Consider the following 10,441-nt stretch of genomic DNA (forward strand, 5'->3'; position numbering starts at 1 on the left):
ATCACTAAATCAAAAGCGTTCCCCTGATGCCCGAAACCAGCAATTTCGCACGGCGCAAACTGGTGCGCGACGAGGGGTCGGCCGAGGTGCTCGCCAAGGCGCCGTTCGTCGAGCTCGGGCTGTCGTCCCCATTCAGCTTCCTGCGCGGGGCGTCGGATTCGATCGAGCTGGTGCTGACCGGGCTTGAGCATGGGATGGACGCCATCGGGATTGCCGACCGCAACACGTTGGCCGGGGTGGTGCGATTGCATAGCGCGGCGAAGGGCGCGGGGATGCGGCCGCTGATCGGGTGTCGGCTGGATCCGGTCGATGCGCCGAGCCTGCTCGCTTACCCGATCGACCGCGAGGGCTATGGCCGGCTGTCGCGGATGCTCAGCCTCGGCAAGATGCGCTCGGCAAAGGGCGAGTGCGACCTTAAGCTGTCCGAAGTCGCACTCCACCATGAGGGCATCGCCTTCATCGCCCTGCCCGAGGAGAATCTCGACGCGTTCGAGAAAGCGCTGCCCGCGCTGGTCGCCGCGCTTCCGGGGATGCGCCATGTCGCGGCGGCGCATCTGTATCGCGGCGATGATCTGGCGCGGATCGAGCGGCTCGACCGGATGGCGCGCAGCCACGGCCTCGCGATCCTCGCCACCAACGACGTGCTGTATCACGCCCCCGACCGCCGCCCGCTGCAGGACGTGATGAGCTGCATCCGCGAGAAAGTGACGCTCGAGACGGCGGGCTTCCTGCTCAACCCCAATGCCGAGCGGCACCTCAAATCGCCGACCGAGATGATGCGTCTGTTCGAGCGCTGGCCGCACGCGATTGAAGCGACCCGCGCCTTTGCCGATGCGCTCCACTTCAGCCTCGACGAATTGAAATATGAATATCCGCGCGAGAGCGTTCCCGACGGGCGCAGCCCGCAGGCGCAGTTGGAGCATCTCACCTGGATCGGCGCCTCGCGGCATTGGGTCGGCGGGGTGCCGCCCGCGATCGTCAAGCAGTTGAAGCATGAGCTGAAGCTGATCGCCAAGCTCGACTTTGCGCGTTACTTTCTCACCGTCCACGACATCGTCGCTTTCGCGCGCAGCCTCGACCCGCCGATCCTGTGCCAGGGACGCGGCAGCGCGGCCAATAGCGCGGTCTGCTATTGCCTGGGGATCACGGCGGTCGACCCGTCGACCAACAGCCTGCTGTTCGAGCGGTTTATCAGCGAGGAGCGAAAGGAGCCGCCCGACATCGACGTCGATTTCGAGCATGAGCGGCGCGAGGAAGTGATCCAGCACATTTACGGCAAATATGGCCGCGAACGGGCGGGGATTGCGGCGACCGTAATCCATTACCGCCCGCGATCGGCGATCCGCGAAGTGGGCAAGGTGATGGGGCTGAGCGAGGACGTCACCTCGGCCATCGCATCGACCCATTGGGGCAGCATGGAGGCCGATATCGAGGACGCGCGGGTCGGCGAGGCGGGGCTCGATTTTTCCGATCCGCACCTGCGCCGGACGATCAGGCTGGCCAAGCAATTGATCGGCATGCCGCGCCATCTGAGCCAGCATGTCGGCGGCTTCATCCTGACCGAGCGGCCGCTGACCGAGACGGTGCCGGTGGGCAATGGCGCAATGCCCGACCGCACGTTCATCGAATGGGACAAGGACGATATCGAGGAGCTTGGCATCCTCAAGATCGACGTGCTCGCGCTCGGCATGCTGACGTGTATCCGGAAAGCGTTCGACCTGATCGAAGCGCATCATGGCGAGCGGTTCGAACTGGCGACCGTCCCGCGCGAGGTACCGGAAGTCTACGACATGCTGTGCAAGGGCGATTCGCTCGGCGTGTTCCAGGTCGAAAGCCGGGCGCAGATGAACATGCTGCCCCGGCTTCGTCCGCGCTGCTTCTACGACCTGGTGATCGAGGTGGCGATCGTCCGCCCCGGGCCGATCCAGGGCGACATGGTCCACCCGTTCCTCAAGCGGCGGCAGGGCAAGGAAGCAGTGACCTTCCCCTGCCCTGACAGCGATCATGGCGAACCCGACGAGCTGGAGAAGATTCTTGGGCGAACCTTGGGCGTCCCGATCTTCCAGGAGCAGGCGATGAAGATCGCGCTCGACGCGGCCAAGTTCAGCCCGGCCGAGGCCAATCAGTTGCGCAAGGCGATGGCTACGTTTCGATCGCGCGGGACGATCGACTTGCTGCAGGACAAGATGGTCGGACGAATGGTCGAGCGCGGCTACGACCCCGAATTCGCCGCGCGCTGTTTCCACCAGATCCGCGGGTTCGGCGAATATGGTTTCCCCGAGAGCCACGCGGCGAGCTTCGCGCATCTGGTCTATGTCTCGAGCTGGATCAAATGGCGCTATCCGGCAGCGTTCGCCTGCGCCTTGCTCAACAGCCAGCCAATGGGGTTTTATGCGCCGGCGCAGATCGTGCGCGATGCCAGGGAGCATGGGGTTGAGGTGGCCGGGGTGGATGTCAATCACAGCGAGTGGGATTCGGTGCTGGAAGACGCGACCCTCCGCCTCGGCCTGCGCCAGATCGAGGGGCTTCGGCTCGATGCCGCGACGCGGATTGTCGCCGCGCGGGGCGACACGCCCTACGCCAGCGTCGAACAGGTCCGCAGCCGATCGGGCACCAATGTCGCAGCGGTCGAGCGGTTGGCGGAGGCCGATGCGTTCCGGTCGATCAAACTCGACCGGCGCGGAGCATTGTGGGATGCGCGGGCATTGAAGGGGGCGCCGGAGTTGCCGTTGTTTGCCCATGCCGACACGCGCGATGAGGGGTGGGAGACCGAGGTGGTGCGGCTGCCCGCAATGCCCTTGTCCGAGCAGGTGGTGAGCGATTACCAGACCATCCGCCTCAGCCTGAAAGCCCATCCGATGCGCTTCCTCCGAGCGCATTATGCGCGCCGCCGGTTCGTCACGGCGGGCGAGCTTCGCGGGCTTCGCTATGGCCGGCGCGTGTCGCTTGCCGGGCTGGTGCTGATCCGCCAGCGGCCGGGGAGCGCCAAGGGGGTGTGCTTCATCACGCTGGAGGATGAGACCGGGGTCGCCAATCTGGTGGTGTGGCCCGACAAGTTCGCGGCGCAGCGCAATGTCGTCATGGGGGCGCGGCTGATGGTGGTCCACGGGCTGGTCCAGCATGACGAGGCAGTGGTGCATGTGGTGGCGGCGCGGCTGGAGGATGACACGCACATGCTGCGCCAATTGTCGGAGGATTCGCTGCCCTCGACCTTGAGCGCGGGGGATGGCGGCGGAAGCTGGCGGCCGCCCGCCGGATCGCACCCGCGCGACGTCAATATCATCCCCAAAAGCCGCGATTTCCATTGATGCCGTTGCACGGAGCCGCGCGGCAAGGCAAAGCGCCACCGTGAGCAGCGTCAACCAGTGGATCGAGCAATATGGCGTGCTCGGGGTGTTCCTTGCCGCCGCGGCGGAAGGCGAAATTGGCGTGCTTATCGGCGGCGCGATGGCGCATCTCGGTCGGCTAAGCCCGGTGATGGTCGGGCTCGCCGCCTGGGCCGGATCGTTTCTTTCGACCCAAGCTTTTTTCCACATCGGCCGGTCGCAGCGCGACGGGCGCTGGGTGCGCCACGTCAAGCGCCGCAGGGCCTTCGCCAAGACCATCAAGTGGATCGAGAAACGCCCGCGAACATTCTGTTTCTTCTATCGCTACGTCTACGGATTCCGCGTCGCCGGACCGATCGGGATCAGCCTGAGCAAGGTCAGCGGCACGACCTTCGCGGTGATTAACCTGGTTTCGGCCTTGCTATGGGGCATCGGAGCGACCGCGCTTGGCTGGTGGGCCGGGCCGACCGTGTTCAGGAAATTGGGGCAATGGTTCGATTGGCACGACCTGCTGATCGTCGCGGTCGGCGGAATGACGCTGTTGCTGCTCACCCTTGGCTGGCGCAGGATGCGGCCGAAAGAGGAGTAGACCCATGCTGTCGATGTTCGCGCTGATTGCGGCGCAGGATGCGGTTACCCCGGCTGGCCGGTGGAAGAATCCGTCAGGCAGCGTGATCGTCGCGATCGACAATTGCGGCGCGGCTTATTGCGGCAGGGTCGACTGGGCTTCGGACAAAGCCAAGGTCGACGCGCGCCGGGGCGGAACCGCGACGCTGGTCGGAACCCAGTTGATGACCGACTTTACCCCGGCGGGCAGCGGACGATGGAAGGGTCAATTGTTCATTCCCGACATGAACCGCCGCAGCAAAGCCGAGCTTCGAGTGCACGGCGTCGGGCAGCTCAAGGTCACCGGTTGCGCCGTGGGGCGAGTGATCTGCAAATCGCAATATTGGACGAGGGCGGACTAGGCCCCAATCTCCCCCGCCAGCACTGCCGCCTGCAATGCGGCCATTTCGTCGGCCCAATAGCGGTCGGTTTCGAGGTGGGGCGACAGGCTGCGAACCTTGGCATGCACCGCCTGAAGCTTGGGCGAGGTCTTGACCGGCGCGTGATAATCGACCCCCTGCGCCGCCGAGATCAGCTCGATCGCAATCACCCCGGCGGCGTTGCGCGCGATGGTCACCGCCTTGCGCGCGGCGATCGGCGCCATCGAGACATGATCCTCCTGCCCGGCCGACGTCGGGATCGAATCGACCGACGCGGGGAACGCGAGGCCCTTATTCTCGCTGACCAAAGCGGCGGCGGTGACCTGCGGGATCATCAGCCCCGAATTGAGCCCGCCGTCGTCGGTCAGGAACGCCGGCAAATGGCTCATGTGCGGATCGACCAGCACCGAGGTGCGGCGCTCCGAAATCGACCCGACTTCGCACAGCGCCATGGCGATGATATCGGCGGCGAAGGCAACCGGCTGGGCATGGAAATTGCCGCCGCTGATGACTTCGTCCGCATCGGGGAACAGGATCGGATTGTCGGTCACCGCATTGGCCTCGATCGTAAGCGTCCGCGCGGCGTTGGTCAGCAAATCGAGGCTCGCGCCCATCACCTGCGGCTGGCAGCGGAAGCTGTAGGGGTCCTGCACCCGGTCGCATTCATGGTGGCTGGTGACGATGTCGCTTCCGTCGAGCAGGTCGCGCATCCATGCCGCGACCGCGATCTGCCCCGGCTGACCGCGGAGCGCGTGAATCCGCTCGTCGAACGGGGCGCAGCTGCCCTTCAGGGCATCGACCGACATTGCGCCGGCGTGGATTGCGGCATCGAACACGCGGGTACCGAGGAACAAGGCGTCCAATGCGATGGCGGTCGAGGCCTGGGTACCGTTGATCAACGCGAGCCCTTCCTTCGGCGCGAGGACGAGCGGGTCGCGGCCCATGCGGCTTAGCGCGGCGGCGGCGGGGATGATTTCGCCGCCAAGGTCGATCCGTCCTTCGCCCATCAGTGCCGCGACCAGATGCGCCAACGGTGCAAGATCGCCCGACGCGCCGACACTGCCCTGGCTGGGAATCAAGGGCATTGCATCGGCATCGAGCAGCGCCTGCAACGCGTCGATCACGTCGCGCCGAACCCCCGAATGCCCGCGCCCGAGGCCGATCAGTTTGAGGATGATCATCATGCGGACAGTGTTGCGCGGGAGCGGGTCGCCGAGGCCGCAACTGTGACTGAGGATCAGGTTGCGCTGAAGATCGGCCAGTTGCGCGGCGGGGATGCGGGTTTGGGCGAGCAGGCCGAAGCCGGTGTTGATGCCATAGACCGTCTTGCCCGAGGCGACGACCCGGTCGACCGCAGCCGCGGCGATGTCGATCGCGGTAAGCGCGCTATCGGCGAGGCGAGCGGGCGCGCCGCTCCACAAGTCGCGAAGTTGGTCGAGGGTAACGGTGCCGGGGGTGAGAATGATCATTGCGCCATCTAATCTGATTTGCGCGCGGCGAACATGCCTTTGGTTCGGCTGGTGAGGTGAAACTGGCGGCACAAGTCGCAGCGGTAGGGGGTTAACCGGAACGGTGCATCGCGGCCTGCCGACGCAGCGGCCGCAGCGGTCGGATAGCGCTTCTTCCGGGTGCAAATGTTGACGCTGGTACGCATTGGCTAAAGGATCATCGGCAAGTCGAGACCCTGTTCGCGGGCGCAGTCGATTGCCTCGTCATACCCTGCGTCGGCGTGGCGCATGACGCCGGTGGCGGGGTCGTTCCACAGGACTCGTTTAAGCCGCCGTGCGGCGTCGTCGGTGCCGTCGGCGACGATCACCATGCCTGAGTGCTGCGAATAGCCCATGCCGACGCCGCCGCCGTGGTGGAGCGAGACCCAGGTTGCGCCGCTGGCGGTGTTGAGCAAGGCGTTGAGCAAGGGCCAGTCGCTGACCGCGTCGCTGCCGTCCTTCATCGCTTCGGTTTCGCGGTTAGGGGAGGCGACGCTACCGCTGTCGAGGTGATCGCGGCCGATGACGATCGGGGCCGAGACTTCGCCATTCCTGACCATTTCGTTGAAGGCGAGGCCGAGCCGGTGGCGCTGTCCCAGCCCGACCCAGCAGATTCGCGCGGGGAGCCCCTGAAACGCGATGCGTTCGCGCGCCATGTCGAGCCAGCGATGAAGGTTGGCGTCGTCGGGGATGAGTTCCTTGACGCGCTGGTCGGTGCGGTAAATGTCCTCGGGATCGCCGCTCAATGCCACCCAGCGGAACGGGCCGACGCCGCGACAGAATAAAGGGCGGACGTAAGCCGGGACGAATCCGGGGAAGTCGAACGCGTTAGCGACGCCGTCGTCGAGCGCTTCCTGGCGGATGTTGTTGCCATAATCGAAGGTCGGGATGCCCATCGCCTTGAATGCGAGCATCGCTTCGACATGGCGGGCCATCGAGTGGCGGGCGGCGGTGGCGACGGCGGCGGGATCGCTTTCGCGTTTCGCAATCCATTCGGCGACGGTCCAGCCGGCGGGGCAATAGCCGTTGGCGGGATCGTGGGCGCTGGTCTGGTCGGTGACCGCGTCGGGGCGGATACCGCGTGCGACCATTTCGGGCAGGATTTCGGCGGCATTGCCGAGCAGCCCGACGCTGGTCGGTTCGGTCGCGGCGGCGATGATCGCCAGCGCCTCGTCGATGCTGGTCGCGCGATGATCGAGGTAGCGCGTGGCGAGGCGCTTTTCGATCGAGCTTTCCTGGCATTCGACCGCGATGCAATGCGCCCCCGCCATGACGGCGGCGAGCGGCTGCGCCCCACCCATCCCGCCGAGGCCGGCCGTGAGGATCCACTTGCCCGACAAATCGCCACCATAATGCTGGCGGCCCATTTCGGCGAAGGTCTCGTAAGTTCCTTGTACGATGCCCTGCGTACCGATGTAGATCCACGATCCCGCAGTCATCTGGCCGTACATCATCAGCCCGAGCCGATCGAGCTCGTTGAATTTCTCCCACGTCGCCCATTTGGGGACGAGGTTGGAATTGGCGATTAGCACGCGCGGGGCATCGGCGTGGGTCTTGAACACGCCGACCGGCTTGCCCGACTGGACCAGCAGCGTCTCGTCGTTTTCGAGGCGCTCGAGCGTTTCGACGATGGTGTCGTAGCATTGCCAGTTGCGCGCGGCCCGGCCGATCCCGCCATAGACAACCAGGCTCTGCGGGTCCTCGGCGACCTCGGCGTCGAGGTTATTCATCAGCATCCGCACTGCGGCTTCGGTGAGCCAGCTTTTGGCGACAAGGGTGGAGCCGGTGCGCGCCTTGATGTGGCGGCTATTGTCGAGGCGGAGATTCTTGCCGGTCATCCGAACATCAGTGCCCACCAGCACAATATCAGCCCGGCCAGCGACACGCTGAAGACCATCGTGCGGATCTTGGGGATGCCCGCGGCATAGAGGGGAAGATAGATCAGGCGACCGATGGCGTAGAGGCTAGCCCCCACTTCGGTTTTCCAGCCGAGCCGGTCGAGATAGGCCGCGCCGAGCACGGCGGCGATGAACAGGGGAAGGGTCTCGTAGAGATTGGCCTGTGCGCGGAGCAAGCGAGCGGCGAGCGGGTTAAGCGGTGGCATCTTTTCATCGCGCGCGCCCATGTTCCATTCGGTGCCATATTGTCTGGTGCGGACATTCCCCGCCCACAAGATGTTGATCAACGCGAGCGCGATGGTCGCGCCTAGCATGATGAACTCGATCTTCATTCGCCGCCCCTTTGATTGTCCATCCCGCCGAAAATCCGCCGTTCCGGTCCGGGCATGCCGATCCAATAGCCGAGTTCACTTAAGTCATCGACCCGCCACGCGCAGAGGTCCGCCGCCTTGCCGGCTTCGATGCTGCCGATGTCATGCGCAAGGCCGAGTGCGCGCGCCGCGTTGATGGTCATTCCGGCAATCGCTTCTTCGGGCGTAAGTCCGAACAAAGTGCACGCCATGTTCATCGCTAGTTGCGGGTTGAGCAAGGGCGAGGTTCCGGGGTTGCAATCGGTCGCGATGGCGATCGGGACGCCGGCGTCGCGCAGCATCTGTACCGGCGGTTTGCGGGTTTCCTGAAGCGCGTAAAAGGCGCCGGGGAGCAATACCGCAACGGTACCCGCGGCGGCCATTGCCTTGGCCCCGGCGGCGTCAAGATGTTCGAGATGATAGGCCGACAGCGCCTTATATTTGGCGGCCAGCGCGGCGCCGTTCTGATTCGACAATTGCTCGGCGTGAAGGCGGACGGGCAGCCCGTTGGCGCGCGCCGCGGTGAACACGCGCTCGACTTCGGCGGGGGTGAAGGCGATGCTTTCGCAAAAGGCGTCGACGCTGGTCGCGAGCCTTGCTTTGGCGACGGTGGGGATCATCTCGTCGACAATCATCTTTACATAGACGTCGCGGTCCGCACCCGGCGGGAGCGCATGGGCGGCGAGCAGCGTCGGGACGATCCGCACCGGCTGGTCGCGGCCGATCGCGATGGCGGTGTTGAGCATCCGCATCTCGGACGCCGTATCGAGCCCGTAGCCCGACTTGATCTCGACCGTGGTCACCCCGCCCGCCATCAGCGCCTGCAGACGGCGGCGCGATTGATCGCGCAGTTCGTCCGATCCGGCGGCCTTGGTCGCGGCAACGGTCGAGGCGATGCCGCCCCCGGCCCCGGCGATCTCCGCGTAGGACGCGCCAGCACGGCGCATGGCATGTTCCGCCGCGCGGGTGCCGCCGAACACCAGATGCGTATGGCAATCGACCAGTCCCGGCGTGACCCACGCCCCGCCCAGCGCGACCACTTCCTTCGCCCGGAAGCCGGCCAATTCGGTGCGCTTGCCGACGCGGACGATCCGCCCGCCGTCGATCCCGATCGCGGCATTGGGGAATAGCCCGAGCGGGTTGCCGGGCTGTGGCACCATCGTCGCGACGTGGCAGTCAGTGATCAGGCGGTCCCACATTTAGGGTTCAAACCGACGGCTAGCGAGGATCGCGACGCGTCGAGTTCGGATGCGGGGCGAGAAGCAGAGCGAAGAACGGGCCATTGGCCCCCGTTCGAGCGCCGCGACGAAGTGCCGCGCCGAAATCGACGCGCCCTGCGGGTGGGAAGAAAAAGCCGACTGGCGCGTTCGCTTGATTGACAGATAGGCTCCGCAATCTGTCGGCTCGCGCTCACTTCCAGCCAGCTTTTTCTTCTCCATCGCGACCTCGCTAGCCGTCGGTTTGAACCCTTAGGGTGGCAATGGCGGCGCGCGATGCTAGTCGTCAAGCATGTGCTGGCCCAACCTCACCGACCTGTTGATCGCCGCCGATGCTGATGCACCCATAGGATTGGTCGGCGCGCCGCTGGCCGCCGGATCGGTCACGCCGGGGCGCTGCGACTTGGCGCCGGCCGCATTGCGCACGGTGTTGCGGCGGATCGGTCGTTACGATGTCGAAACCGGCCGCGAACTGGCGAGCCGGATCGCCGACCATGGCGATGTCGCGATTGACGGGATGAGCATCGAGGCCGCGACTGGGCCGATCCGCGATGCCTGCGCGGCGAGCGTCAAGCGGCACCGGCTGACCTTGTTGGTGGGCGGGAATAATGCGGTCACGCGGCCAGCGGTGCACGCCATCGGGCTGCCGCTCGAGCAAATCGGGCTGATCACCCTCGACGCGCATTTCGACCTTCGCAACACCAGCGACGGGCTTGGCAATGGCAATCCAGTTCGGGCGCTTCGGGAGGATGGTCTGCCGGGGCGCAACATCGCGCAAATCGGCCTCGCGCCGTTCGCCAATTCGGTCGCGATGCACCGCGATGCGATCAACGGGGGGCATATGGTGGCGACGATCGGCGAAGTGCGAACCGCCGGCATCGCGGCAGTGATCGAGCGCGCTTTGGCCCAGGTCGCGCACTGCACCGCGCTGGTCGTCGATTGCGACATTGACGTGATCGACCGCGGTCAATTGCCCGGCGCACCTGGCGCGCGGCCTGGCGGAATGGCGGCAAGCGACTTCTTCGCCGCGACGCGGATGCTCGCGGCTTGTCCCAAGGTGCGGCTGATCGATCTGACCGAATGGGACCCGCCGCTGGACCCAACTGACCTGAGTGCATTGGTCGCCGGACGATGGCTCGCGGAATGCCTTGCCGGGTTCGAACAGCGCCCCGGCTGA

General features: G+C 65.6%; 8 protein-coding genes. 4 read left to right on the forward strand and 4 right to left on the reverse strand.

All coding sequences use genetic code 11. From position 1 onward, the window contains the following. The first annotated feature begins 26 nt into the window (after nt 1-26). From RMN73_RS01485 to RMN73_RS01495, 3 genes are read left to right on the forward strand one after another with little or no spacing between them, the layout of a single operon-like run. Entirely contained in the window at nt 27-3,308 is a 3,282-nt protein-coding gene (locus RMN73_RS01485; RefSeq protein WP_309601548.1) for an error-prone DNA polymerase, read from the forward strand. A 40-nt stretch (nt 3,309-3,348) separates the two neighbouring features. Further along, nucleotides 3,349-3,915: a DedA family protein gene (locus RMN73_RS01490; RefSeq protein WP_309601549.1), complete on the forward strand. Its 567-nt coding sequence runs from the start codon at nt 3,349-3,351 to the stop codon at nt 3,913-3,915. Nucleotides 3,916-3,919: 4 nt separating this feature from the next. After that, on the forward strand, nt 3,920-4,294 hold the full coding sequence (locus RMN73_RS01495) for a DUF2147 domain-containing protein (protein WP_309601550.1): 375 nt from the start codon (nt 3,920-3,922) through the stop codon (nt 4,292-4,294). Here RMN73_RS01495 and hutH read toward each other — a convergent pair. The 4 genes from hutH to hutI all read right to left on the reverse strand — a co-directional run bounded on the left by hutH (nt 4,291) and on the right by hutI (nt 9,246). Beyond that, a complete protein-coding gene (gene hutH / locus RMN73_RS01500; RefSeq protein ID WP_309601551.1) occupies nt 4,291-5,781 on the reverse strand; it encodes a histidine ammonia-lyase in 1,491 nt (496 codons plus the stop codon). The two genes, RMN73_RS01495 and hutH, sit on opposite strands and share 4 nt — an antisense overlap. Before the next feature lie 188 nt (nt 5,782-5,969). Further along, on the reverse strand, nt 5,970-7,637 hold the full coding sequence (gene hutU / locus RMN73_RS01505) for a urocanate hydratase (protein ID WP_309601561.1): 1,668 nt from the start codon (nt 7,635-7,637) through the stop codon (nt 5,970-5,972). Continuing rightward, a complete protein-coding gene (locus RMN73_RS01510; RefSeq protein ID WP_309601552.1) occupies nt 7,634-8,029 on the reverse strand; it encodes an MAPEG family protein in 396 nt (131 codons plus the stop codon). The genes hutU and RMN73_RS01510 overlap by 4 nt, the downstream gene beginning before the upstream one ends. Continuing rightward, nucleotides 8,026-9,246: an imidazolonepropionase gene (gene hutI / locus RMN73_RS01515; protein ID WP_309601553.1), complete on the reverse strand. Its 1,221-nt coding sequence runs from the start codon at nt 9,244-9,246 to the stop codon at nt 8,026-8,028. The genes RMN73_RS01510 and hutI overlap by 4 nt, the downstream gene beginning before the upstream one ends. Before the next feature lie 310 nt (nt 9,247-9,556). Between hutI and RMN73_RS01520 the strand changes: the two genes are divergently transcribed. Further along, nucleotides 9,557-10,441, forward strand: a complete 885-nt coding sequence (locus RMN73_RS01520) for an arginase family protein (RefSeq protein WP_309601554.1) — start codon at nt 9,557-9,559, stop codon at nt 10,439-10,441.

The organism is Sphingomonas sp., assembly GCF_031372575.1.
Taxonomy (GTDB): Bacteria; Pseudomonadota; Alphaproteobacteria; order Sphingomonadales; family Sphingomonadaceae; genus Sphingomicrobium.

What these genes read in the sequence shown, in the direction of transcription:
- RMN73_RS01495 (WP_309601550.1), top strand. Translation starts at nt 3,920, where the DNA reads ATGCTGTCGATGTTCGCGCTGATTGCGGCGCAGGATGCGGTTACCCCG.
- RMN73_RS01485 (WP_309601548.1), top strand. Translation starts at nt 27, where the DNA reads ATGCCCGAAACCAGCAATTTCGCACGGCGCAAACTGGTGCGCGACGAG.
- hutI (WP_309601553.1), bottom strand. Translation starts at nt 9,246, where the DNA reads ATGTGGGACCGCCTGATCACTGACTGCCACGTCGCGACGATGGTGCCA.
- RMN73_RS01510 (WP_309601552.1), bottom strand. Translation starts at nt 8,029, where the DNA reads ATGAAGATCGAGTTCATCATGCTAGGCGCGACCATCGCGCTCGCGTTG.
- hutU (WP_309601561.1), bottom strand. Translation starts at nt 7,637, where the DNA reads ATGACCGGCAAGAATCTCCGCCTCGACAATAGCCGCCACATCAAGGCG.
- hutH (WP_309601551.1), bottom strand. Translation starts at nt 5,781, where the DNA reads ATGATCATTCTCACCCCCGGCACCGTTACCCTCGACCAACTTCGCGAC.
- RMN73_RS01520 (WP_309601554.1), top strand. Translation starts at nt 9,557, where the DNA reads ATGTGCTGGCCCAACCTCACCGACCTGTTGATCGCCGCCGATGCTGAT.